Source organism: Yoonia maricola, assembly GCF_002797915.1.
GTDB classification, from domain to species: domain Bacteria; phylum Pseudomonadota; class Alphaproteobacteria; order Rhodobacterales; family Rhodobacteraceae; genus Yoonia; species Yoonia maricola.
Genome location: NZ_PGTY01000001.1, coordinates 1475152 through 1500508 on the forward strand (window position 1 = coordinate 1475152; position 25357 = coordinate 1500508).

At 55.7% G+C, this 25357-nt stretch carries 18 protein-coding genes and 1 tRNA gene; 11 read left to right on the forward strand and 8 right to left on the reverse strand.

Going from position 1 to position 25357, the window contains the following annotated elements; translation table 11 throughout:
• The first annotated feature begins 116 nt into the window (after positions 1-116).
• The 7 genes from BC777_RS07510 to BC777_RS07540 all read left to right on the forward strand — a co-directional run bounded on the left by BC777_RS07510 (position 117) and on the right by BC777_RS07540 (position 10122).
• Positions 117-1253, forward strand: a complete 1137-nt coding sequence (locus BC777_RS07510; protein ID WP_100367468.1) for a glycosyltransferase — start codon at positions 117-119, stop codon at positions 1251-1253.
• The gene (locus BC777_RS07515; RefSeq protein ID WP_100367469.1) at positions 1250-2539 is read left to right on the forward strand and encodes an O-antigen ligase family protein; all 1290 of its coding nucleotides are present in this window, start codon (positions 1250-1252) and stop codon (positions 2537-2539) included. The genes BC777_RS07510 and BC777_RS07515 overlap by 4 nt, the downstream gene beginning before the upstream one ends.
• A complete protein-coding gene (locus BC777_RS07520) occupies positions 2536-3711 on the forward strand; it encodes a glycosyltransferase (protein ID WP_100367470.1) in 1176 nt (391 codons plus the stop codon). The genes BC777_RS07515 and BC777_RS07520 overlap by 4 nt, the downstream gene beginning before the upstream one ends.
• A gap of 125 nt (positions 3712-3836) precedes the next feature.
• Positions 3837-5045, forward strand: a complete 1209-nt coding sequence (locus tag BC777_RS07525; RefSeq protein ID WP_168769102.1) for a polysaccharide biosynthesis/export family protein — start codon at positions 3837-3839, stop codon at positions 5043-5045.
• Between the two features lie 131 nt (positions 5046-5176).
• Positions 5177-7537, forward strand: coding sequence for an exopolysaccharide transport family protein (locus tag BC777_RS07530; RefSeq protein WP_100367472.1), 2361 nt, complete (start codon positions 5177-5179; stop codon positions 7535-7537).
• 28 nt (positions 7538-7565) lie between these two features.
• A complete protein-coding gene (locus BC777_RS07535) occupies positions 7566-8405 on the forward strand; it encodes a sulfotransferase domain-containing protein (RefSeq protein ID WP_100367473.1) in 840 nt (279 codons plus the stop codon).
• A gap of 109 nt (positions 8406-8514) precedes the next feature.
• The gene (locus BC777_RS07540) at positions 8515-10122 is read left to right on the forward strand and encodes an alpha-amylase family glycosyl hydrolase (protein ID WP_100367474.1); all 1608 of its coding nucleotides are present in this window, start codon (positions 8515-8517) and stop codon (positions 10120-10122) included.
• Between the two features lie 2 nt (positions 10123-10124).
• Here the strand turns inward: BC777_RS07540 and BC777_RS07545 are convergent, their stop codons facing one another.
• Complete coding sequence (locus BC777_RS07545) at positions 10125-11756, reverse strand: alpha-D-glucose phosphate-specific phosphoglucomutase (RefSeq protein ID WP_100367475.1); 1632 nt, start codon at positions 11754-11756, stop codon at positions 10125-10127.
• A 234-nt stretch (positions 11757-11990) separates the two neighbouring features.
• Here BC777_RS07545 and BC777_RS07550 point away from each other — a divergent pair, with 234 nt between their 5' ends.
• Together BC777_RS07550 and BC777_RS07555 are read left to right on the forward strand one after the other, a co-directional pair.
• Complete coding sequence (locus tag BC777_RS07550) at positions 11991-13442, forward strand: aldehyde dehydrogenase family protein (protein ID WP_100367476.1); 1452 nt, start codon at positions 11991-11993, stop codon at positions 13440-13442.
• Positions 13442-14425, forward strand: coding sequence for a membrane dipeptidase (locus BC777_RS07555; RefSeq protein ID WP_100367477.1), 984 nt, complete (start codon positions 13442-13444; stop codon positions 14423-14425). Before BC777_RS07550 ends, BC777_RS07555 begins: the two co-directional genes overlap by 1 nt.
• Here BC777_RS07555 and BC777_RS07560 read toward each other — a convergent pair.
• The 4 genes from BC777_RS07560 to BC777_RS07575 all read right to left on the reverse strand — a co-directional run bounded on the left by BC777_RS07560 (position 14419) and on the right by BC777_RS07575 (position 19273).
• Entirely contained in the window at positions 14419-15873 is a 1455-nt protein-coding gene (locus BC777_RS07560) for an aldehyde dehydrogenase family protein (RefSeq protein WP_100367478.1), read from the reverse strand. The genes BC777_RS07555 and BC777_RS07560 overlap by 7 nt on opposite strands.
• 8 nt (positions 15874-15881) lie before the next feature.
• Positions 15882-17330, reverse strand: coding sequence for a TRAP transporter large permease (locus BC777_RS07565; protein ID WP_100367479.1), 1449 nt, complete (start codon positions 17328-17330; stop codon positions 15882-15884).
• A 3-nt stretch (positions 17331-17333) separates the two neighbouring features.
• On the reverse strand, positions 17334-18137 hold the full coding sequence (locus BC777_RS07570; RefSeq protein WP_100367480.1) for a TRAP transporter small permease subunit: 804 nt from the start codon (positions 18135-18137) through the stop codon (positions 17334-17336).
• Positions 18138-18226: 89 nt separating this feature from the next.
• The gene (locus BC777_RS07575; RefSeq protein WP_100367481.1) at positions 18227-19273 is read right to left on the reverse strand and encodes a TRAP transporter substrate-binding protein; all 1047 of its coding nucleotides are present in this window, start codon (positions 19271-19273) and stop codon (positions 18227-18229) included.
• A gap of 359 nt (positions 19274-19632) precedes the next feature.
• Here BC777_RS07575 and BC777_RS07580 point away from each other — a divergent pair, with 359 nt between their 5' ends.
• Positions 19633-20535, forward strand: coding sequence for a LysR substrate-binding domain-containing protein (locus BC777_RS07580; protein WP_168769103.1), 903 nt, complete (start codon positions 19633-19635; stop codon positions 20533-20535).
• Between the two features lie 24 nt (positions 20536-20559).
• On the opposite strand, the gene BC777_RS07585 is transcribed toward BC777_RS07580, so the two are convergent.
• The 3 genes from BC777_RS07585 to BC777_RS07595 all read right to left on the reverse strand — a co-directional run bounded on the left by BC777_RS07585 (position 20560) and on the right by BC777_RS07595 (position 21758).
• Positions 20560-20645, reverse strand: a tRNA-Leu gene (locus BC777_RS07585).
• A 45-nt stretch (positions 20646-20690) separates the two neighbouring features.
• On the reverse strand, positions 20691-21230 hold the full coding sequence (locus BC777_RS07590; RefSeq protein ID WP_100367483.1) for a tetratricopeptide repeat protein: 540 nt from the start codon (positions 21228-21230) through the stop codon (positions 20691-20693).
• Positions 21231-21266: 36 nt separating this feature from the next.
• The gene (locus BC777_RS07595) at positions 21267-21758 is read right to left on the reverse strand and encodes an Lrp/AsnC family transcriptional regulator (protein WP_100367484.1); all 492 of its coding nucleotides are present in this window, start codon (positions 21756-21758) and stop codon (positions 21267-21269) included.
• A 106-nt stretch (positions 21759-21864) separates the two neighbouring features.
• Between BC777_RS07595 and putA the strand changes: the two genes are divergently transcribed.
• Positions 21865-25338 (forward strand): bifunctional proline dehydrogenase/L-glutamate gamma-semialdehyde dehydrogenase PutA, encoded by a 3474-nt coding sequence (putA, locus tag BC777_RS07600; protein WP_100367485.1) that lies wholly within the window; start codon positions 21865-21867, stop codon positions 25336-25338.
• The last annotated feature ends 19 nt before the right edge of the window (positions 25339-25357 follow it).

The following is a 25357-nucleotide window of genomic DNA, read 5'->3' on the forward strand; positions in this document are numbered from 1 at the left end:
CAGTTGCGTCGGTGGGCAGTAAGAGTCAATACTGTCGTAGCTTTAGCTTTGTTACGTTTATTTTTTGAATGAACCGACACCGTCGTTGGTATGATTAGTTTCGTTAGGTAGCCATTATGACACCAGCAGGTTTGCTGCCCTCGGATGATGTTGTGCATTTTTATCTGCCCTCTTTTGCGGGGGGCGGGGCTGAGCGTTTCTTTATCCGCATCGCCAATCAGATCGCAGTGGGCGGCCGGCCCGTGACGTTCATTGTGAACCACGCCACCGGACCATTGCGCGACCTTCTATCAAATAGCGTGAAACTGCATATTCTGGGTGTCAGCAAGGCAACATTGGCCGTCCCACGCCTTGTGACTTACATGAAACATCACAAGCCAAAGGTGCTAATTTCCGCGCTGACGCGCACCAATCTTGCTGCGTTGCTCAGCGCCCGTATTGCAAAGGTCGGCACCCGCGTCATCGTGTGTGAACGCAACCAGTATAGCGCTCTGCTGCATGAACTTGACCCGCTGCGCAAAAGGGTGATGACCTGGTTTGTGCGGCGCCTATACCCGACAGCACATGCGGTGATTGGTAATACCGCAGAGGTAACGCAAGACATCGCCGGGGTTGCCAGACTGGCGCCAGAACAGACGGGCATCATCTATAATGCAGCACCTGACATTGCCCAAATCGACGCGGCCCGCAACAGTGACACGACACATCCGTGGCTGGACGATGATCAACCCCTTGCAGTCGCCATCGGGCGGCTCATGCCGCAAAAAGATTATGCAACCATGCTGGGCGCTGTGGCGCGGACAAAGCAGCCCTTGCGCCTGCTCGTGCTGGGTGAAGGACCGCTACAAGAAGAGCTTGAAGACATGGCGCGCGATCTGAATATCGACGACCGGGTATCGTTTCTGGGGTTCCAGATGGATCGTTTTGCCTATCTGGTGCGGGCCAATATCTTTTTGCTCAGTTCGCGCACAGAGGGTTTCCCAAATGCTCTGATCGAAGCGGTCGCGGCAGGCGTCCCGGCGGTTTCAACAGATTGTGCCGGCGGCGGCGCACGCGAGATTATGGGACGCGAATTCCCCGACCGTATCGTGCCCGTTGCAGATACCGAAGCAATGGCCAAAGCGATTGATGCCGTGCTGGCCGCCCGCAACAGCGCATCCGCTGATCAGGACCGCCAGCGCATTGCAGATATCGCCGCGCGCTATCAGATTGGCGAAATCGCCAATGCGTTTCTTGCGAAGGCCTTGATATGAAGTCATTTTTCCGCATATCCGAATTTGCAGTGGCGCTGTTTGGGCTATTCTTCATGACCGGCGCTTTAACAGCCTATCTGACGCCGCAAGACGCCGAAACGGCACCGATTGTGCAGGTAATCGGTGCAGGGCTGGGTATCTATGGGGCACTCACCTTGCTCAGTATACGTGGTGCGATTTCGCGGATTTTGGCGACATACTGGCCCGCTATCCTACCTGTCGCCTTTGCGATCATGTCATTGGCATGGAGCGAAGATGTCGCCCTGACGATACGGCGTGCTGGCGGGCTTAGCTTGACGACAGCATTTGCCTTTTGGTTCGCGATCCGGTTCACGCCGGTAGAAATTTTTCGCCTTTTGGTCCTGACCGCCATAACCATGGCGTTTGCCAATTACATCTATATTCAGCGGGAACCATCACTTGGCATTCACCAAGCCTATGACCTTGTCGGTGCGCAACATGCCGGGTCGTGGCGCGGGTTATTTGGACATAAGAACGACTTTGGGCGCGTTCTGGCACTGTTGATCGCTATTCTGTTTCTTGGCTTTATGTTCGGAAAAGGCCAAAAAATCCTGCGATTGCTGATCATACCAGCCGCGGGGTTGGTATTGCTGATGATTGTGCGCACCAGTTCGTCGCAGGCGGTTCTTTTGGGGGCGGCTGTGCCGCTGATCATGGCAGTCTTTTTGGGCATGCGGTCCATGTCCGCCCCTGCCCGGTCGCTTGTCTTGATTGTTGCATTGCCATTTGCCGTCATCGGTCTTTTGTCCGCACAGCTGATTTTTGAGTATCTGCTGAACCTGCTTGGCCGCGATGCGACGCTGACGGGGCGCACCATCATCTGGGAAGGCGTCATTATCGCACTTGGCGGGAATGTCGTCGCTGGCGGTGGTTATGGTGCGGGATGGCAATATGTCGGCCCACAACTGACGGCACTAACCGGTTTTGATGTGGGGCATGCGCACAATGGTTTCCTCGATCTTGCTGTCGATATCGGCGCTGTAGGGCTTGGTATGACGCTGGTGTTTATCATTTGGGTGGGCATTTTGTCGTTCCGCAGCCTGATGCGGGGCTATCATCCTGAGTTGTCAGCCGTGGCGCTGATGGTGGTTGTCTTTTCTTTGATCGGCAATGTCGCTGGCTCATTTTTGTTGCAACACAACAGTATATTCTGGGTTCTTATCGTTGTCGCCTACGTCAAACTGAAGGAGAAAGAGCGCATCGTTGCAGCAGATCAGAGCAATACATTGATACGCTATGGCTACTCTTTCCCGCATACATCATGAAGGGCCAAGCCGATCTTTCTGTGTCCAAAGGGGGCAACGCGCCGGGTCCACGCGTCAGCTTTCTCATCAACTCGATGGAAGGTGGCGGCGCAGAGCGCGCCATGGCCAATTTGCTGGGCCACTTGCAACCGCATTTCATCAATCAAACGGTCGAGTTGATTCTGCTGGATGACATGCCGATGCAGCAAGAGCTGCCGGATTATCTTAACGTAGTCACTTTGGATGGACGTGGCAAAATGGGGCGGAGCCTGTCACAATTGCGCCGCCACTGGGGATCAGCAACGCATCGCCCGGATGTCTGCGTCAGCTACCTCGCGCGTGCGAACGTGGTGAACATCTGGTTGGCGCGGCGTTTTGGCCATCGTGCCGTGATCAGTGAACGGGTCCACACATCAAGCCATCTGGCAGGGTCGCGTGCAGGCCCCGTCCTGAAATGGATCACAAGCCAAAGCTATCCAAGGGCCGACCACGTGATTGCTGTCAGCGCCGGTGTGTCTGACGATCTATCAAGCAATTATGCCGTCCCGAAGGGCAAGATTTCGGTAATTGGAAATCCAATTGATGCGGTGCGATTACAGACATTGGCGGCGGAACAGCCAACCATCGCTTTACCGGAGGATTATTTTCTTGGTGTCGGTCGTCTCGTGCCCAACAAGAACTTCGCGCTGACACTCGCCGCACTGGCCGCTGTGCCTGACGCCCCCAAGCTGGTTATTCTAGGCCACGGACCACAAGAAACGGCGTTACGCGCGCAAGCCGAACAGTTGGGCATTGCAGAGCGCGTCATCTTTGCAGGCTTTCTGGAAAACCCCTATCCCATCATGGCCCGCGCACGCGCTTTGGTGTCTGCCTCACGCGCAGAAGGGTTCCCGAATACATTGATCGAGGCGATGACGCTGGGCTGCCCGGTCATCGCGACCGACTGCCCCTCCGGCCCGGCAGAAGTTCTGGAAATGGCCGCCGCAACCGCGCCGCCATGGCCTGCAACAGCACATGGCATACTTGTTCCAATGGAACACCAACAGGCGATGGCCGCCGGGATCAAAACCCTTTGCGATAAAAGCACACGGGATGATTACGCGACACGCGCAACACAAAGGGCCGCGCATTTCGGGCATAAGGCCGTTGTCGCCGCCTACACAGATATTTTCAACGCGGTTCACACCCCATGATTGAAAAAACAGCCATCATGCGTTTACGCATTATAATGCAAGACGAATCATGCGATGATGAGTTCTTTAGTTTAGATACAATCCGCTTTATTAAGGATTGGTTAGTTCGTTCAGGAATAGTGCAAATGAGAACTGGTTTTAGTCTTCCGTGGGCGTTGTCACTTTTTATATCGATGTTTGTTTGCGTTGGCACAACGGCGTCAGCGCAGGATAATTATCCCATCGGCCCCGGTGACGTGCTTGAAGTCTCTTTTTTGTCAAACCCCAGTTTTGACCGCCGCGTTCAAGTCGGCATTGATGGTCGCGTTTTCCTGCCGTTGATTGGCGAACTGAACGTCCGTGATCAGAACATCAATGATCTGCGCCTGCGCGTGGCGGATTTGATGGCAGGCTCGGTTTACCGCGAACGCACGGATGGTGAGTTTATTCTGGTGTCCGTCGATGCCGATGAGGTTATTCTGGAAGTCGCCGAATATCGCCCCGTTTTCGTTGACGGGGCCGTCAATTCACCGGGCCAACAGTCTTTTCTTGTCGGTATGACAGCACGGCAAAGCATCGCAGCCGCCCGCGGGCTGACCACAGAAGTCCAGATCACCCCAAGCCAGTCCGAGGTCCGCAACCATCCACGCGTTCTGATGGCTGATCTGGTAGGCGTCTTGGCCGAAATGTCCGTCTATGAAGCCATTCTGGCCGGAACAGGCGAGATCGACTTTTCCGAAATTGAACGCCTGAATGCCCCGCAAGAGCTGATCAATAACGCGACCGAATTGGCCCGCAGCCAGCTGGCCACATCGGGCGATATTCTGGAAGAGGAACTCTCGTTTCTGGATAATAGCGTACTGGAGGCAGAGGCGCGGATCATCGCGGCCTTGCGTCATGAAGAAACGGTGACGGGTATTGTCGAAACCGAAGAAGCAGAAGTCACTCGTATCGAAGGGCTAGTGGCACGCAGGCTCGCCTCAAGCGAGCTTTTGACCCAGACTCGCCGTTTGTACCTGCAAGCTATTGATCGTCTGGGCAATGTACAGGCAGACCGGCTTCAGGCCGAGGCGGACAGGCGGCAACTGGTTCTTGAGCGCAATCAGGCGCTGCGCGAACGCGCTTTGGAAATACAGGCACGTTTGCAGGAACTGTCCCAGCAAGCCTCGCAATTGCGGGTCCGGATCGAGCTCAGCTCAGTTGGGCCCGTCACGCTGGATGCAGATCAGTCCGCCAGTGCGACGCCAAGCATCACAATATTCCGACAGATCGCCGGACAGGCACAGGAGATCGAAGCGCTGCCTGAAACGCCACTCTTTCCGGGGGATGTGGTGAATGTGCGCTTTCGCAACTGAGGGCCGCATCAAAAATCAGTATGCCGTGTAGAGCACGCAAGCTGATTGCAGAAAAGAAACGAACAAGGGCTGGTTGGCGCAACACCGGGTTTACACCCAAAAGCAACCGACTGGCCTAAAGGAGAAGGCTGATGGACGAAAAACGCGCACTCACCCCGCGCCCTGCCCGGCGGTTGAACCTGCCCGCGCAGATGAATTTCGAGCCTGCGACACCAGCAGGCGCGCCTGCACAAGCGCCTTTGTTTGATTTCAAATCCGTCTGGCGCATGTTTCGACGCCGCATCCTCTTGATTTTGTTTGTCACCGCCCTTTGCGCAGGTGCGACAGTATTTCTTCACAGCCTGATCCCGAACGCCTATTCGGCCAACACACGTATTCTGTTGGATGAGCAGAGCGTGAACCCCTTTGACGGCGATGAAGTCTTTGCCGAAATCGGCTTGTCCAACCCCGCCGTCGAAAGCCAAATGTTGGTGATGCGGTCGCCATTCCTGCTGTCACAGGTTGTCGAGCGGTTGGACCTAAGCAATGATGAAGAATTCATGGCAGTCCCGACAACGCCAATGCGTGACAGGTTGGCACAGTGGCGGGCTGACTTCCTTCCCGGATCGGTCAGCACCTACGAAAAGACAGATCCTGAACGGTTCCAACACGCCGTAGAGACGCTGCGCTCTAACCTTGATGTCAGCCGTAATGCACGCACGCTGGTTATTCAGCTTCGGTTCACGGCAACATCGCCGGAACTTGCGGCGGATATTGTCAACGCGGTTGCCGAAACCTACGTCGAAAGCCGTCTGGGCGTCCGGCAGGACACAGCGTTGCGCGCCGCCGAATGGTTTGACGAACGTATTGCAGAGCTGAACTTGCGGGCGATCGAAGTCGAACAGCAAATTCAGCGCCTGAGCAACGGAGAAGTTGAAGCGCTGGAAACATCACAATCCGTGGAAAGCCTGCAAAATGCACGTCAGGAACTCCAGAACGCGATGTCAAACAGGGCGCAAATTCAGACCGATGTACTTCGGTTACGTACCATTATCGCGAATGGGCGCGGTCTGCGCAGCGTTCCGTCTAATTTGATGTCGGATGACATGCGCTCACTCGCGGAGGAAGCCGATATTCTGCGTGATCAGCTCGCACAGATCGCCGACGAAACGCCCGAAGACACGGCGCAAATCACCGAAGTGACTGCCCAACTCGACGCGCTTGAAGCCTCCGGCGCTGATCTGCTTGCTGTCATGCTGGCAGAAGCCGAAGAACGGATCGTCGCTGCGGAAGCTGCAGAGTTTGAGGCACAAACCAGGTTTGCATCCGTGCGCGAGGCTGGCGGCATCGGCATCACCAACCGCAATGAGGTCGAGTTGCGCTCGCTGGAAGGCGAAGCGCGCGTTTATCGCCAGCTTTATGAAAGCTACCTTGAAAGCTATCTGCGCACCGTCCAGCAGCAAAGTTTTCCATCCACCGAAGCCACTATCATCCAAACAGCCGTTGAACCGGATAATGCGGATACCCCCGGCCTGACACGGCTGTTGGTGCTGGGCATCCTGGTTGGTCTGACCCTTGGGGCGTCGGGTGCTTTCATTCTGGAGGCATCGGACGGACGCATCCGCACGGCAGGGCAGCTGTCGCGCGCCGCACGCGCCCCGTTTCTTGGCGCTTTGCCAGAACGTTGGGATGATCTGTCAGAAGCTGCAGCGCGCGCCGACCAGTCGAAAGTACCTGTCATTCAGGTGGTCAAACGCATCCGCGAAACCCGGCAAGAAACGATTGCGCTGCCAGAAAATCTGGTATCGCTGATCCATAAATCACCACAGATGTACGCCGCCATCAGCCATCCTTTGTCCGCTTTCTCGGAAACGATCCGGCGCGTCAACGTCGAGGCTGACAACTTGCATGCGTCTATCGAACGTGATCACGGGCCTGCGACCAAAATCATCGGTTTCATTTCGGATCAAAAGAGCAAGGGGCGCAGTATTGCCGCTGTGAACTATGCCGAAATGCTCTCTGTTGGCGGCGGGTTAACCTTGTTGATCGACCTTGACTGGACAGGCCTGCATCTGACCGAAAGCATCGCACCGGCGGCGCAATGGGGTGCGGCCGAATTGGCCATGCGCAACTCTGCCACCCGGTCAGAACAGGCGTTCTGGTATGATGAGCGCACGTCGATGTATTTCCTACCGAACCGATCCACCGCAAAGGGGGCTGCGCTGGACCCACAAGCATTTGATCAGACCAAACTGAAAGAACTGATCGCTGCCCTGTCCATGAAGTTTGAAAACATCGTGATTGATCTATCGCCGATGGCCATTTCGTCCGATCCGGCAGCAATGTCAGACGTCGTGTCCGGGTTCGTTGCTGTCGCGGATTGGGGGCATACACGCTCCGCATCGCTTTCTGCTGAATTGCGGCGCGCCGCGATACATTCGCCCAAACTTTTCGGCACTGTCATCAACGGGGTGTCGATGAAAAAGCTTGCGGATTACGAAGCGGCAGGCTGACGCCAAGGTACGGTAAAGGAACACGGCCATGGCCATTACTGACCCGTTTGTATTGTTCGTTGGACCAACCAAATCCGGAACAACATGGATACAAGCCTATCTTAAAGCGCGTGGCGATATCGCGTTGCCCAACGGCATGAAAGAAACGTTCTTTTTCGACAAGGTCTATGATCAGGGGTTTGATTGGTACGCAGGGCTGTTCCCGCCCGATAAAGACACACGAATGCGGGCCGAAGTCGCACCATCCCTGTTTCACAAGCCCATCGTGTCCGAACGCGTGGCGCAACATCTGCCCAATGCCCAGATTATCTGCACGGTGCGTGACCCGTTTGATCGCGCCGTGTCGCATTACTTTCACTACCGGATGCGTGGCGCGCCGCAAATGTCGCTGCGTGAGATGGCGGATAAATATGCCGACGTGGTAGAAGCCGGGCTATTTTCACAACATGTAGCGCGCTGGGAAGCAGCCTTTGGCCCGGACAGCGTACATCTTTTACCCTACCAATTGATCAGGGACGATCCGGACGCGTTTTGCCGTCTGCTGTGCGATGCGTTGGACATACCGTTCAAACCACCTCGAAGCGACCTAATCAACAACAAGGTCAACGCCGCCCAGGTGCCGCGCAGTTTGCTGGCGGCACGGGTTGTGCAATCGGTGACGGCATTTTTCCGGCGGCGCAATGCCGGTGTGATCAAATCCATGCTCAAACGTCTACCCGTCAAACGTTGGGTGTATTCTGGCGGCGCAGACTTGACCGAAGAACGGCAAAGCATCAAAGCACAGTCCGCATCCTTGTCTGATAGCTTATCCGAGGATTGGAAAGCCTTCACCCAACGGCCGGATTTCCCTGCGCCGCGCGCCGACTAAGAGAATACATCCGCCGGTCCCGTACAAACCCCACAAGACCCCGTTTACCTTCGATTTCATTCCATCTAGGCAATTTGCATAAACAATCGCCGATGAAGAGGGTTTCGTGATGCAGGAATGGTGGCGCAGCGCTGTGATTTATCAGGTCTACCCCCGGTCCTATCAGGACAGCACGGGCAATGGGGTGGGCGATCTTGCGGGAATTACACAGCGGCTGGATCATATCGCAGAGCTTGGGGTGGACTGCATCTGGTTGTCACCGATCTTTACCTCGCCGCAGGCCGATATGGGGTATGATGTATCAGACTATCTGTCGGTGGATCCACTATTTGGCGATCTGGATGATCTTGACGCCCTCATTGCAGGCGCACATACGCGCAGGCTGAAGGTGATAGTCGATCAGGTCTTGTCGCACACATCTGACCAACACCTATGGTTCAAAGAATCTCGCACCAGCCGCGACAACGACAAGGCCGATTGGTACGTCTGGGCCGATCCTCTGCCTGATGGTTCACCCCCGACCAATTGGCACAGCCACTTTGGCGGTCCCGCGTGGGAGTTTGATGCGCAACGTGGACAATACTATCTGCACAATTTTCTTGCCGCACAGCCCGACCTGAACTTTCATAATCCCGATGTGGTCGAGGCGATCCTCGAGACCTGCAAATTCTGGCTGGATCGCGGGCTGGATGGGTTCCGTCTGGATACTGTGAACTACTATTTCCATGATCGGCAGTTGCGTTCGAACCCAGCAGCCCAAGCCAAACCGCAAGTGATGGCGACTGATCTCTATGGAATGCAGGACAATATCTATAACAAGACCCGGCCAGAGAATCTGGCGTTTCTTGAAAAACTACGCGCGCTGACAGATCAATACGATGATATCATGATGGTCGGTGAAGTTGGCGAGGTCGGCCGCCGCTCAATCAATATCATGGGCGATTACACAGCCGGTCAAAACCGGCTGCATATGGCGTACAGCTTTGCGATGCTCAGTTCTGATTTTAGCGCAGCACATTTCCGCGATTGTATCGAGGGCTTTCAAACCGGCGCACCCGACGGCCACCCCTACTGGTCTTTCAGCAATCATGATGTGATCCGCCAAGTCTCGCGTTGGGCCGATCACGCGGTTTCTGAGGACAGCATGGCCCGGCTGACCTGCGCGATGCTCATGGCCTTTGAAGGCACAATCGGGATTTATCAGGGCGAAGAGTTGGGGCAGACCGAAACGGAACTAGAGTTCGCTGAACTAACCGACCCACCCGCCATCCGCTTTTGGCCCGGTGTGAAAGGGCGCGATGGATGCCGCACGCCGATGGTCTGGGAACGGGATGCACCAAATGCGGGCTTTTCGACCGGAACGCCTTGGTTACCTGTAAAGCCCCCCCAAGCAGCGAAGGCGGTTAATCAACAGGGGGCGGGTAGCATCATGGCGCATTACAAAAAAATGATCGCCTACCGCAAAAACAGCCCCGTATTGACACAGGGCAAGACCACATTCTTCACATTGCCGGAACCACTGTTGGCTTTTACCAGAACCACCACCGACGCAACGCTCACCTGTATCTTCAACCTTTCAAAGGAACGGCAAACTGTCCCGCTGAAAGCTGCTGCCGACGTGGCTATCGGAGCAGCGGTGACGCTCACCGATGATACCCTGACACTGGACGGGAACGGATATGCTTATCTGTCACACGGCGCCGAGGCCCCGTTTTAGGGTCAGGTGATCACGTCAGGGGCTGTCCGGCCTGTAATTGCTTCCAGATCAGACAGCTGCAACGCCGCATCGCGCACATTGGCCAGCACCTTTTGCGCATCTTCTTGCAAGCGGTCATGGTCCGTTTCCAGTTGCTCAAGATAAAGTCGGATCGTGGCCCCCTGCGTTCCGGTCCCCGACAGGCGAAACACCGCCCGCGCGCCACCCTCAAAAACAACGCGAATACCCTGACCGTCCGACCGGGACCGATCCACGGGGTCAACGTAAGAAAACTCATCGGCCATTTCGACCTCAAGCGCACCAATACTGGCCCCTGCGAACATAGGCAGCTTTGATCGCAAGTCGTGCATCATCTCGGTCGCTTTGGCGCTGTCCACGGCTTCATAGTCAAAGCGTGCATAGTAGCACCGCCCATAGGTGGCCCAAAGATCGGCCATCAGCTCTGCCACGGATTTCTGCGTTTCGGCCAGAATATTCAGCCAGAGCAAAACCGCCCAAAGCCCGTCCTTCTCGCGCACATGGTCTGATCCAGTGCCTGCGCTTTCCTCACCACACAGCGTGACCTTGCCTGCATCCAGCAGATTGCCAAAGAACTTCCACCCGGTCGGTGTTTCAAAACATCCAAACCCAAGGCTCTCTGCGACACCGTCAACCGCACGCGATGTGGGCATTGACCTTGCGACACCTGCCAGACCGTCGCGGTAGCCGGGCGCCAAATGCGCATGTGCTGTCAAAAGGGCAAGGCTGTCAGAAGGCGTTACATAAGCACCGCGCCCCACGATCATATTACGGTCCCCGTCCCCGTCAGAGGCCGCGCCGAAATCAGGGGCATCGGCACCATACATCTTATCAATCAAGGCCTTTGCCCAAGTGGGATTGGGATCAGGGTGGCCCTTGCCAAAATCAGGGCTGGGTGTGCCATTGATCACGGTTCCTTTCGGCGCGCCTAATATCCCCTCAAGAATGGCATGGGCATAGGGGCCTGTAACCGCATGCATCGCATCAAAACACATCGTAAAACCACCCGCAAAGAGCGCACGGATCTTTTCGAAATCGACAATGGTTTCCATCAACGCAGCATAGTCGGCAACCGGGTCGACAATCTCGACATCCATGTCGGCAAGGGACTGCTGGCCAATCGTCTCCAGATCGAGGTCATCTGCCGTACACGTCCGGTAGTATTCAATGGTTTGGGTGCACTCAAAGATCTGGTCGGTCACGGCCTCTGGTGCGGGTCCGCCATTGGGGCCATTGTATTTCAAACCAAAATCAGCATCGGGGCCACCGGGGTTATGGCTGGCCGACAGGATCAACCCACCATCGGCCTGCCGCAGACGAATAAGATGAGACGCGGCAGGTGTGGACAGCAGACCACCCTGCCCCACAATGCATTTGGCCGCGCCATTTGCCGCCGCCATACGCAGGATGATCTGGATCGCGGTGTCGTTGAAAAAGCGGCCATCACCACCAACCACAAGCGTCTTTCCAGCAACCCCGCCGATACCGTTGAATGTCGATTGAACGTAGTTTTCAAGGAAATGGGGCGCGCGAAATACGGCCGTTTTCTTACGAAGACCGCTGGTCCCCGGTTTCTGGCCCGAAATTGGCGTGGTCTGCATTGTCTGCATCAACATAAGTCGTCCTTTCTAGTCGATCTTATCATCAAACGGATCAGGCCCGGATTACCAGACCTGATCGTCATTCCTGCAAGCCAAAGCAGAAAGAGGCCGACGGTTTGTGACAGGCACGGTCTTGGCGGTTCTGTGAGGTGATATGCCACCACGATACCTTGCGCGATTTTGTAAGTGCCTCGCCTTCTTTAATCGGATACTCAAGCCACCAGAAACACATGAGTTAAGGAAGCCATCATGTCAGCGCTGCACCAGAATTACATTGCCGGTGAGTGGGTGTCGGGCACATCCGATATCGAAAACCGCAACCCCTCTGACCTGACCGACGTGATCGGCATGTTCGCCCAAGCCAGCGCCGATCAGTTGGACGCAGCCTTGGATAAAGCCAAGACAGCACAGGCCGAATGGGCCGCTTATGGCATGGAGCGTAAGCAAGCCGTGTTGATGGCAATCGGCAATGAATTGATGGCGCGGGCCGAAGAATTGGGAACGCTACTGAGCCGGGAAGAAGGCAAACCTTTTGCCGAAGGTAAAGGCGAAGTGTATCGCGCGGGCCAGTTTTTTACTTACTATGCCGCAGAATGCCTGCGCCAGTTAGGCGAAAATGCGGATTCCGTCCGGGATGGAGTAGAGATTGATGTACGCCGCGAGGCTGTTGGCGTGGTCGCAGTCATTTCGCCGTGGAATTTCCCAACGGCGACCGCATCTTGGAAAATCGCTCCGGCCCTTTGCTATGGCAATGCCGTCGTTTGGAAGCCCGCGAATATCACGCCTGCCTCTGCCGTAGCGCTGACCGAGATTATTGCGCGGCAAGACATTCCCAAAGGACTGTTCAGCCTTGTGATGGGATCGGGCCGTGATATCGGCCAGCGTTTGGTAGAAAGCCCGAAGGTGAATGCGATTTCCTTTACGGGCTCAGTGCCTGTCGGCAAGGGTATTGCTGCCGCCGCCATCCAGAACCTGACCAAAGTGCAGATGGAAATGGGATCGAAAAACGCGCTGGCCGTAATGGACGACGCTGACCTTGATCTGGCAGTGACTTTAGCGCTTGGGGGTGCTTTTGGCGGGACCGGGCAAAAATGTACGGCCTCTTCCCGGTTGATTGTGCATAACGCAGTACATGACGCTTTTGTTGAGAAACTGGTTGCTGGCACGCAGGCAATGAAGGTCGGGCACGCGCTGGAAACAGGCACACAGATGGGTCCAGTCGTCAGCGAACAACAACTAAGCGAGAACCTTGCTTACGTTGATCTGGGCAAGACGGAGGGTGCAGAGCTTGCATGTGGCGGTGCCCGGATCGAAATGCCACATGACGGCTATTACATGTCCCCCGGCGTCTTTTTAAATTCTACCAACGATATGCACATCAACCGCGAAGAGATGTTCGCGCCGCTCACCTCTGTTATAAAGGTAGGCAATTATGATGAGGCGCTGGCCACCGTCAATGACACTAATTTCGGGCTGACATCCGGTATTGTGACCCAAAGCCTCGCCCGTGCTACGCATTTCCGCCGCAATGCGTGCACAGGTGTTGTGACAGTAAACCTGCCGACCGCTGGCACCGATTATCACGTACCATTTGGGGGCCGTGGCGACAGCTCTTACGGCCCACGTGAGCAAGGTAAGGCTGCGGCGGAATTCTATACCACCGTCAAGACCGCCTACATCAGTGCTGGAAAGCCGCTCTGATGGCGCGCGTTCCGCGCATTGATAATCTGCAATACGCCAATTGGTCGGAAAAGATATTCCGACAGATGCGCGAGGGCGGGGTCGATGCGGTACATGTCACCATCGCCTATCACGAGAATTTTCGCGAAACGGTGTTGAACTTTGAGCAGTGGAACAGCTGGTTTGAGCAGTATCCTGATCTGATCATGAAAGGGCAGTGGGCGTCTGATGTGGACCGCGCACAGCAGACCGGGCGCACGGCCATCTTCTTTGGCTTCCAGAACCCCAGCCCGATTGAAGATGACATCGGGTTGGTCGAGATCGTTCATACGCTTGGCGCACGCTTCATGCAGCTAACCTACAACAACCAATCGCTTCTTGCGACGGGCTGCTACGAAGCCAAGGACACCGGCATCACACGCATGGGCAAGCAAGTGATCAAGGAAATGAACCGTGTTGGGCTGGTCGTGGATATGAGCCATTCTGCGGATCGTTCGACCATTGAGGCGGCTGATCTATCTGAACGCCCCATCGCGATCACGCATGCCAATCCCTACGAATGGTCCCCTGCCCTGCGGAATAAGAAGGATGATGTGATCCGGGCCGTGACAGAAAACGGCGGGATGCTGGGCTTTTCGATCTATCCGCATCATCTGAAAGATAAATCCGACTGCACGCTGGAAAGTTTTTGCGAGATGATTGCGCGTACGGCGGAGAAGTTTGGCGTAGAACATCTGGGGATCGGCACAGACCTGTGCCAGGATCAACCAGACAGCATCGTTGAATGGATGCGTGTAGGCCGTTGGAGCAAAGAGATCGATTATGGCGAAGGCTCAGCCGCCGCACCGGGCTTTCCGCCGATGCCGAGCTGGTTCAACGACAACAAGGACTTTGGGAATATCGAAGCTGGGCTGAAAGCCACCGGACTTTCCGATGATGAGGTGGCCGGGATCATGGGTGGCAACTGGCACCGCTTTTACGGCGACAACTTCGGCCCTCAGTGATGCAGCGCCGCGACCGTTTTGAGCACGGAGAAACCGTAGAGCGCCTCAAATCCCTTTTCGCGACCGTGACCTGATAGTCCGGTCCCACCAAAGGGCAGCTCTACCCCGCCGCCAGCACCATAGTTGTTGATAAACACCTGCCCTGCCCGTAACGCCCGCGCCATGCGCATCTGCCGTGCGCCGTTTTCCGACCAGCAAGAGGCAACAAGGCCAAAGTCGGTTCCGTTTGCGATCGCGATAGCTTCAGCCTCATCATCGAAGGGGATGATGACCTGCACGGGGCCAAATATTTCGTCTTGGGCCAATATGTGATTGGGAGAGACATCAGCAAAAAGCGTCGGCGCGACATAGGCACCGCCATCGGGTGCATCTCCAATGATTTGGCCCTGCGCCGCAATGGTAAGATCACCCCCTTTTGCAAGGAAGTTTTCGACGATTTCTTTTTGTCTGTGCGATACAAGTGGTCCCACATCCAAGTCAGACAGCGCTGGTCCGGTTTGCAGCGACTGATAGCGGTCAATCATGGCATCGACGACCTGATCATACACACTGTGTTGCACAAGAATGCGCGACGAGGCCGAACAGGTCTGTCCAGCATTCTGAATGCCCGCGTTCACAAGGAACGGCAAAGCAGCCTCAACATTTGCATCATCAAAGACAACCTGCGGAGACTTACCGCCCAATTCCAGTGTCACCGGCACGACATTTGCACCTGCCGTTTGTTGGATTAGCTTGCCCACGCCAACCGAGCCTGTGAAGGAGATATGATGCACAGCTTTATGCGTCGAGAGCGCAGCACCGGCTTCTGCCCCTAGTCCCGGCACGACATTCAACGCGCCATCGGGCAGCCCAGCGGTCCGCGCAATTTCGGCAAAGGCGAGCGCTGTCAGACACGCTTCCTCAGCAGGTTTCAGCACGCAGGCATTACCCATCGCCAAGGCCGCACCTACCGAACGCCCAATGATCTGCATGGGGTAATTCCACGGGATGATGTGCCCGGTCACCCCATGCGGTTCGCGCAGGGTATAGACGGTATAGCCATCAAGGTAAGGAATGGTTTCGCCATGAACCTTGTCAGCGGCGCCGCCGTAGAACTCCATATAGCGGGCCAGTGCCAGCACATCCGCGCGCGCTTGTTTGAGGGGTTTACCGACGTCCATCGCCTCTAGTCTGGCAAGTTCATCAATGTTTTTGAGAACGGCGCGGCCGATCTTGGACAGCATCCGCCCGCGTTCCGCAGCAGTTGCCTTGCCCCACTCACCCGCGAGCGCCGCTTCGGCTGCCAAGACCGCCGCATCAATATCGTCGGCACCACCCCGCGCGATATGGCATAGGGTGCTGCCATCTGATGGGTTCGTCAGAGACAGCGTTTTCCCCGAAAGTGGTGCGCGCCAAGCCCCTGCAATGAAGCAGTTGTCTGGGTCGATGTTCAGCGGGCGGATCAGCATGGCCTATGTCAGTTCCCATAGGCCACCGAGGGCAGCCATGTGACCAACCACGGAAACTCAAACACGATGAAAAGCCCAAGGATTTGTAGCAATACAAACGGGATAACGCCTTTGTAGATGTCGCCGATGGTCACACCGGGCGGGCAGACGCCTTTGAGATAAAACAGCGCAAAACCGACCGGCGGGGTGAGGAACGAGGTTTGTAACGTGACCGCCACCAAGATCGCGAACCACGTTATGACCGGTGCTGCCACCTGTCCATAGTCGGGAATATCGCCTTCGATCCCCAGCCCCTGAATGATCGGCAGCATCAATGGCATAATGATGATCGTGATCTCAATCCAATCTAGCAGGAAGCCTAGCAGGAAGACGATAAACAGGATGAACAGGATGATCGCGTAAGGGTCCTCGAAGACCGAAAGAACCAAACCTTCAATGATCTCATCCCCGCCATAACGCCGCAGAATGAAGGCAAAGAAGTTTGCGGCAAGAAAGATGCCGACGATGTAACCAGAGGTGTTCAATGTGGAACGGCTGACCTCACGCAGAACCTTCATATTCAGACGCCCGTTTGCCATCGCAAGGAAAGTTGCACCCAAGGCACCCAGACCGGATGCTTCGGTCGGCGTGGCAATACCGGCAAAGATCGACCCAAGCACCAATAAGATCAGGATCATCGGCGGGATGACGGCCAACAGTACCTCTTTGATAACCTGCCAACCGACTTCCTCGGTTTTTTCTGGGACGGGCATCGCATCTGGCCTGATCAGGCCGTAGATCACGATGAAGGTGATATAAAGCGCGCCAAGGATCAGACCGGGGAACAACGCGCCCATGAAAAGATCACCAAGGCTGATCGCCAGTTGATCAGACATGATCACCAACATAATGGACGGTGGGATCAGGATGCCCAGCGTACCCGCGGATGCGATCGTGCCTGTTGCAATTGGTTTAGAGTAGTTCTGCGCCATCATTGCAGGCAAAGCCATCACACCCAGAAGCGTAACAGAAGCCCCTATCACGCCGGTTGAGGCGGCAAGGATGATCCCGATCAGCAAGACTGTCAGCGACAAACCACCGCGCAGGCTACCGAACAGCTTTTGCATGGAACGCATCATGCGCTGCGCAACGCCGGATTGATCCAACATCAGGCCCATAAAGATAAACATCGGCAAGGCGACAAGAACCGGGTTCTTCACCGTGCTCCCAAAAATACGCCCCGACAGCGCGCCAAGGCGCTGATAGTCGATGCCCGTCCGGTCAAATTCGATGATGTCGCGGAAATAGCTGCGATAAGGGTCGAGGAAAACCTCGGCGATCACAACGAAGACGAGACTGACACCCACCAGCGCCATTGCCACCGGAATGCCGCGGAACAGCATCCAGATGAACGTCAGGAACATGACGATGACCGCTATTTCGTTCAGGGTCAGGAATTGTCCGATAAATGACAGCATGGATCAGCCCCCCGTCTTACGTGAGGAATCCATGGCGCGCAGGACAAGGATGAGAATGGGTGTGATGATCAATGCAGCTATCACGGTGTAAGTGATCTCGTAGTTGCCAAACTCCAGCTCGCCAAAGGCCGGCCCGCGCGAGATATCGCGGCTGGTTGCGCCTTCTTCTGCCAAGAGCGACATCACACCGTAGAGGCCATAATAAATAGCTAGGTTGATCAGCAGAAAGGTGGCTGGAAATGCGCCCCACATTTGACGCCAAAACTTGGGTGGGTGCAGGCGCTTAATGTTGCGAACAATCGCTGACCAGCAGGCAATGCCGATAAAGACAAAGGCTGCATTCATAAAGACTTTCAATATCCATAGGTTATGCAGACCGTTGGGGCTGTCAGAGCCTTCGTCGGCACGAACAGAGCTAAGCGCATAGTCATAAGTCACATCCCAGGACAAGATGATAAAGGGCAAGAACAGCCAGCCGATCGCAAAGATGTTAATCCGCGTCTTCTTCTCGGAAGGGAACCCATCGTAAAGAATATCAACCCGCACATGGCTGTCCGTGGTGACCGCATAGCCCACGCCCATCAAAACAGCCGCGCCGTAAAGCCACCACTGGAGGTCATCAAGCCATGCCTGATTCATACCAGAGTTGCGCAAGATTACCTGCGCGGTGATTGCCAACATCAATATCGGGAACAGCCATGCGGCAATGTTCGACAAAAAGACGACAAACCTGTCACCGCGATTATGTTCCGCGCGCCCCACCTCGCCGGGGTCTGATACGGCAACAAGTTCTTCTGGTGATTCCATGACACTTGGTCCCTTTGATGGCCTGTATAACGCCGCGAAAGAGGCGGACCCAGAGGCCGCCCCTTTGCTGATTTTACATCAACGGATAATTAGTCCCGTGGACGTGGCAGATAGATGTTGTTGGACCACGTCTTATAGCCTTCACGGAACTCTTGCAGGTCGTCCCATACCAGCTTGAAGTACTCGTCTTCTGCTGCCAGTTCGGCCGCAACTTCGTTCCATGTGGATTCGAATGTTTCAAGCATCTCGATCGGCCATTGTCGGATCGTCACGCCGTTCTCGTTTACATTCGCCTCCATCGCAGCAAAGTTCTTGGCTTCACCTTCGGCATAGTTGGTTGTGATATTGGCCAAGCAGGCGACTTCGATCTGGTTCTGCGAAAACTCATCCAGATCATCCCAGCGGTCCTTGTTGATCAAAAGCTCAAACATGGTCGCAGGCTGGTGCCAGCCGGGGAAGTAGTTGTTCGACGCGATGTTATAAAAACCCAGACGCTGGTCGATCAGCGGCATTGAGAATTCGGTCGCATCAATCGCGCCACGCTCTAGTGCCGGGAAGATGTCGCCAGCCGCCAGAAGCGATGTGGATACACCCAGACGCTGCATCACTTCGGCACCCAGACCAAAGAAACGCATGTTCAGACCTTCAAGGTCGGCCACGCTTTCAATCGGCTCTTTGAACCAACCGGAGGTTTCCGGTGCGATGATGCCGCAAGGCATAACTTTCACATTGTAGCCATTCTCGTCATACATGCGCTGGAACAGCTCAGCGCCGTCATCGTAAAGCATCCATGCAAGGAATTCGCCAGCCTCGGGACCAAATGGCACAGCGGCAAAGAGCGAGGCAGATGTTATCTTGCCCTGCCAGTAGCCAGATGTTGTATATGCGGCGTCAACAGACCCGTTCGAAACAGCATCCAAAGCTTCAAGCGTTGGCACCAGTTCACCCGGATCAAAGTGCTCGAACTCGACCTCCGTTGAGATGCTGTTGATCTTCTCAACAAAGTCGACACCAGCCGTACCAAGGATCGGCAAGTTGCGCGAGAATGCTGACGTCATCTCCAGCACTTCTTGGGCTTGCGCAGCGCTCCCAGTCGCCATCGCAGCGGCAACACCTATAGCCATTACTTTTTTCATCGTATTCCTCCCAGTTTATTGACCCTGCAAAAGGGCTTAACGGTCATTGTTACAATAGGGCGGGATATGACCAGCAAACCGCCCACTTTTGCCCTGAGGCAATCCCCCAGAACGATACGATTGGGTGCGCCTGTGACTCTAGCTTTCCATCAAAGGGCCAAGACCAATCACAAAAGGCGCCTCCCAACACCATTCGGATTTTTCGGTCCTGACCATCCCCCACCGCAACATGAACCATTACTATTGACGACTTTTTCCGCTGTGTAAGCAAGATTTCCATAGATTTTATTCAGAAAATCTTATTGAGTATTAAGAAATTACGATCAATTGATCAACTCAGCCAAATGACGAGGCAGCGCATGTCGGACATTAACCTCAAGCTGCTGCAATCATTTCTACTTGTTGCCGAGTTCGGCAGCTTCCGCCGCGCAGCAGAGGCCGCAAGACGCTCGACCGCTGCAATCAGCATGCAAATCAAAGAGTTAGAGGATCAGGTTGGCATGCGTCTTTTCGTGAGGCAGAGCAAGACTGTCAGCATGACGCCCAATGGCCGCCTGCTTTACGAAAAGACAGCCCGCGCCATGCGTGACATCAATGATGGGTTTCAGTCTTTGGCAGATGTCGCCACGATGAGGCAGTCAACGGTGACCATTGCTTGTGCTGCGACCTTGGCACCCAAGCGTGTTGGGGGCGTGTTGACAACCTTTCGACGCCGTTTTCCCGACAGCAGCGTCCGTCTGATTGAGGCACCACCGGCTGCGGCACTGGAAATTCTGCAACGTCAGGTCGCCGAATTCTACGTCGGGCCGTCCGTGTCGAACCTAAAGACCTTCACTTTTGAAAAACTGACTGATGAGCCACTGCTGGCCTGTATTCCGCCAGAATTTGACCAAGGCCAGCATGTGATCAGCTTTGAAGATCTGGGCGACGCCCCGATCATTCTACTTGATCGCTCAACCGCGATCCGCACCTTGATTGACGATATCCTGCGCGGCAAGGACCTGACCTTAAACGTCGCGTATGAACTGCAAAACGCCTTTACCGCGCTCAGCTTTGCCTCCGCAGGTTTGGGTATCGCTATGCTGCCCTCAATCGCCATTGAGATGGCAGGTTTCAAAGGCTTTCGCGTTATACCTTTCAAAGAACCCGAGGCAGCGCGCGCTATCGGCATTATCGCTGAGAAGGGTTACGTGCAGCACAACTATTCGGAACAACTCATGCGACTGATCCGTGCGGCGTTTGCTGCACCACCAGCAATATGAAAGATCGAAATGATATCAGTGCGATGGTGCCCGCGGCCGGACTCGAACCGGCACGGCCTTACGGCCAAGAGATTTTAAGTCTCCAGTGTCTACCATTCCACCACGCGGGCACGCGACCATTCCTATGCGCCCCGACGCGGGTGAGCAAGCAGTGATCAGAGGTCAGTGCCCATTGGTTCGGTCAGAAGTGCCCGTTCCTGCAGCCAAGGGTTCATCTGGACAGCAGCGCGCAATACCACTTGTGCTTCCTCATTGCGTCCCAAACCCATAAGCGTGAGCGCCTTGCCCGACAAGGCAGCGATATGATTTGGCACGATCTCAAGCGTGCGATCAAGATCAACAAGTGCGGCCTCGAAATTTTGGCTAAGGTAGTTCGCAAAGGCACGCTGATTATATCCTTCCGCATAGTTGGGGCAGTAGGCCACCAAACGACTAAGCACATCGCGCGCGCTCAGAAAATCATAACTCGCCCGGCGCGACATGCCTTCATCCAGCATCGCCTGAGCGATTTCATCGGGGGCATCTGTCCAGATTTCCCACAACTCTTGTGTTAGCACACGTGCTTCACCCTCACCGCGTGCGTCACCAAGTGCCACAACGATTTCAGCCGTACGCGCACTATGGTCCCTGCCCGCCGGACAGGTTTCAGCGAATGCCGGTGCGGCCAGCAAACAAAGCGGTAATATCCATTTCATATCGGGATAGTTGCGATGGCAGGCCTTTGGGTCAAGTCAACTCCCCGTGCCCGGCGCGATGGGCGCGACCCCTTCTTCCTTCACCGCTTGCATGGCTACGGACGTAGACGTATGCGCGACATGTGGCAAAGTCGATATTTTCTCAGCCAGAACAGCGCGATACCCCGGCATGCCCGCAGTGCGTACCTTCAACAAATAGTCAAAGGCACCCGCGATCAAATGACACTGCTCTATTTCTGGCACGAGCAGCACCGCATCGTTGAAGGCTGCCAAAGCACGTTCGCGGGTATCCGATAGCTTGACCTCAACAAAGGCCACGTGATCACGCCCCAGACGGATTGGGTCATAAAGTGCGCGGTACCCGCGGATGACACCCTGATCCTCAAGCCGCTTTAACCGTGCCTGCGTCGGTGATTTTGACAGGCCAATGCGCCGGGCCAGCTCTGTGACGCTGATCCGCCCTTCAACCGCAAGAATATCGAGAATCTTGCGATCAAAACCGTCCAGATCAGAAAGCGTTTCGACCATAAAATACCTCATTAATAAGTCAAATTGACTTTCAGAATGGCATAATGCGGTCAGACTGGCCAACGATAATCCTGTAGTATGGGCGAAACTATTGGAGTTGCCTGCCATGCCTCGCGATCACAGTTCAGATTTACACCACCGGATTGATCAATCCATGTATATGAATGAAGCCACCGCCGTAGAGGCGCTTGTTTCGGCGGCCAAGCTGACGGAAGACGACCGCGCGCGCATCTCGGACCGTGCTGCTGATCTTGTCACCCAAATCCGTAACAGTTCTGACCCCGGCCTGATGGAGGTGTTTCTGGCCGAATATGGCCTGTCCACTGACGAAGGTATTGCCCTGATGTGTCTGGCCGAGGCCCTGTTGCGTGTGCCAGACGCAGAAACCATGGATGAGCTGATCGAGGATAAGATCGCTCCTTCTGATTGGGGCAAGCATCTGGGGCATTCAGCCTCATCCTTGGTCAATGCCTCAACCTGGGCGCTGATGCTGACGGGCCGTGTGCTGGATGATGAACAACAGGGGTTAACCCGCCATCTGCGCAGTGCTGTTAAGCGTCTGGGTGAGCCGGTTATCCGTACCGCCGTCGCCCGCGCCATGCGCGAAATGGGTCGTCAGTTTGTACTGGGCGAGGATATTGGCAAGGCGATGAAACGGGCTGAGGGCATGCAGGCGAAAGGGTTTACCTACAGCTATGATATGTTGGGCGAAGCGGCCCGTACGGATGCGGATGCAAAAGGCTATCATCTGGCCTATTCCCGCGCGATCAGCGCCATTGCTGAACATTGCACCCATGGCAGCGTCGCCGAAAATCCCGGTATCTCGGTCAAATTATCGGCCCTGCACCCCCGCTATGAGGTCGCGCAAGAGGCGCGCGTGATGGAGGAACTGGTGCCCCGCGCACGTGCACTGGCGTTACTGGCCAAGTCAGCGGGTATGGGTTTCAACATTGACGCCGAAGAGGCTGACCGGCTCTCGCTATCGCTCGATGTCATCGAGGCGGTGCTGTCCGAACCAGCGCTTGCCGGTTGGGACGGGTTTGGCATTGTTGTGCAAGCCTACGGCCAGCGCGCCCCGTTGGTTATCGACTGTTTACATGACATGGCCACGCGCCTGGACCGTAAGATCATGGTCCGCCTTGTAAAAGGCGCCTATTGGGATGCCGAGATCAAACGCGCACAGGTCGAGGGTATCGACGGCTTCCCGGTGTTCACAGCCAAGCAACACACTGACATCAGCTACATCAGCAATGCGCGTAAATTGCTGGGCATGACGGATCGGATTTATCCACAATTCGCCACACATAACGCCCACACTGTCGCTGCTGTTCTGGATATTGCCGACCAGCTGGGGCGCGGTCCGGACGATTTCGAATTCCAGCGGCTGCACGGAATGGGCGAAACGCTGCACTCCATTGTTCTGAAATCCGAAAAAACACGTTGCCGCATTTACGCACCCGTCGGCGCCCACGAAGACCTACTGGCCTATTTGGTACGTAGGCTGCTAGAGAATGGCGCAAACTCCAGCTTTGTAAACCAGATCGTTGATGAGGATGTGCCACCGCAGGTCGTCGCCGCCTGCCCGTTCGAGGCCATCGGCCAAGGTCCTGACCTACAAACCGGTTCGAACCTGTTTCAGCCGGAGCGCGTGAACTCTGAAGGCTGGGATCTGACGCATGCCCCTACGCTTGCGGACATTTCAAAAGGCCGAAGTCCCTTTCAAACCGCCGAATGGACCGCTGCTCCTGTCCTTTCATCTTGGCCAGAAAACTCCCGCCGGAGACTCCAAGACCCGATCCTGATCACCAATCCGGCGAAACCGGGCGACACAGTGGGTCAGGTACAAAACGCATCATCGGAAGATACTACCGCCGCAATTGACAACGCTGCCCTCTGGGCCGCTGACGTTAAGACCCGCGCCGCCATACTCAACGCCGCAGCAGACGCCTATGAGGCGCATGCGCACGAACTCTTTGCAATCCTGACCCGCGAAGCGGGCAAATGTATGCCCGACGCCATCGCCGAATTACGCGAGGCCGTTGATTTCCTGCGCTACTATGCCGCCCGTGCCAATGCTGACCACAGGGCGCGCGGCATCTGGACCTGTATCAGCCCTTGGAACTTTCCGCTGGCTATCTTCACCGGCCAGATCGCGGCTGCACTCGCTGCCGGAAACGCCGTTATTGCCAAACCAGCCGAACAGACGCCGCTGATCGCTACACGCGCCGTCGCTTTGCTGCACCAAGCAGGCGTTCCGGCAAGCGCGCTACAACTGTTGCCTGGTGGCGGTGCGGTCGGTGCATCCCTTACGGCGGACTCTCGGATCAATGGGGTGGCCTTTACCGGATCGACTGCGACTGCGCTGAAGATTCGGGCCAGTATGGCCGTGCATTGCGTACCCGGCACACCTTTGATCGCCGAAACCGGCGGGCTGAACGCCATGATTGTGGACAGTACCGCCCTGCCCGAACATGCGGTACGCGACATTATCAATGGTGCGTTCCGGTCTGCAGGCCAGCGCTGCTCGGCCTTGCGGTGCCTGTATGTGCAGGAAGATATTGCTGACAATTTGCTGATAATGCTCAAAGGTGCGATGGACGAATTGCATGTCGGTGACCCTTGGCATCTTTCAACAGATGTGGGTCCGGTGATTGATCAGCAAGCCCATAACGGCATCGCGGATCACATCGAAACAACCAGAAACAAAGGCCGGATCATCCATCAGATTGCGGCACCCGCTGCCGGACACTTCATTCGACCGACCGCTATTCGCGTTTCCGGCATTGAAGAGATGACAAAAGAAATCTTTGGCCCGGTTTTGCATGTCGCGACCTTCAAGGCCTCAGCATTGGACGACGTGATCACGTCCATCAACGCTACCGGATATGGCCTGACATTCGGTCTGCACACGCGCATTGATGATCGCGTCCAAACAATTGTTGAGAAAGTGCAGGCAGGCAATATCTACGTTAACCGCGACCAGATTGGTGCGGTCGTCGGCAGCCAGCCGTTTGGCGGCGAAGGCCTGTCAGGGACGGGTCCCAAAGCGGGTGGCCCGCATTACCTGCCGCGTTTCACAGCACAGCCAGCCCCGCAGACAGATTGCTTCTGGGCCAGTGCAGCGGACGTCAAAGCGCTAAACAAGCGGCTTGCAGAAGCCCATGCACCAGCCGCCACGACACCCGTTGACTTGCCCGGCCCAACCGGAGAGTCGAACCGTCATAGCACCCACCCACGCGGTCCCATTTTGTGTATGGGTCCAGGCGCCAAAGCGGCACAAGATCAGCTGGCCGCAGTGAAATCGATTGGCGGGATCGCCATCAGCACAGAAGGCGACCTTTCCCCTGCGCAGTTGGTCAACATCGCTTCACTTGGCGGGGTAATCTGGTGGGGTAGTCATGAGGTAGGTCGCGCGATTGAAGACGCCCTTAGCCAGCGTGATGGTCCCATAACTGCATTGATCACCGGCATGCCTGATGCGGCCCACGTCCTGTATGAGCGCCATGTCTGCATCGACACCACCGCAGCAGGCGGAAATGCTGCACTGCTGGCTCAGGTCGCAGGACCAGCTTTGACTTGACCCTTGGCCTTGGTTCGGG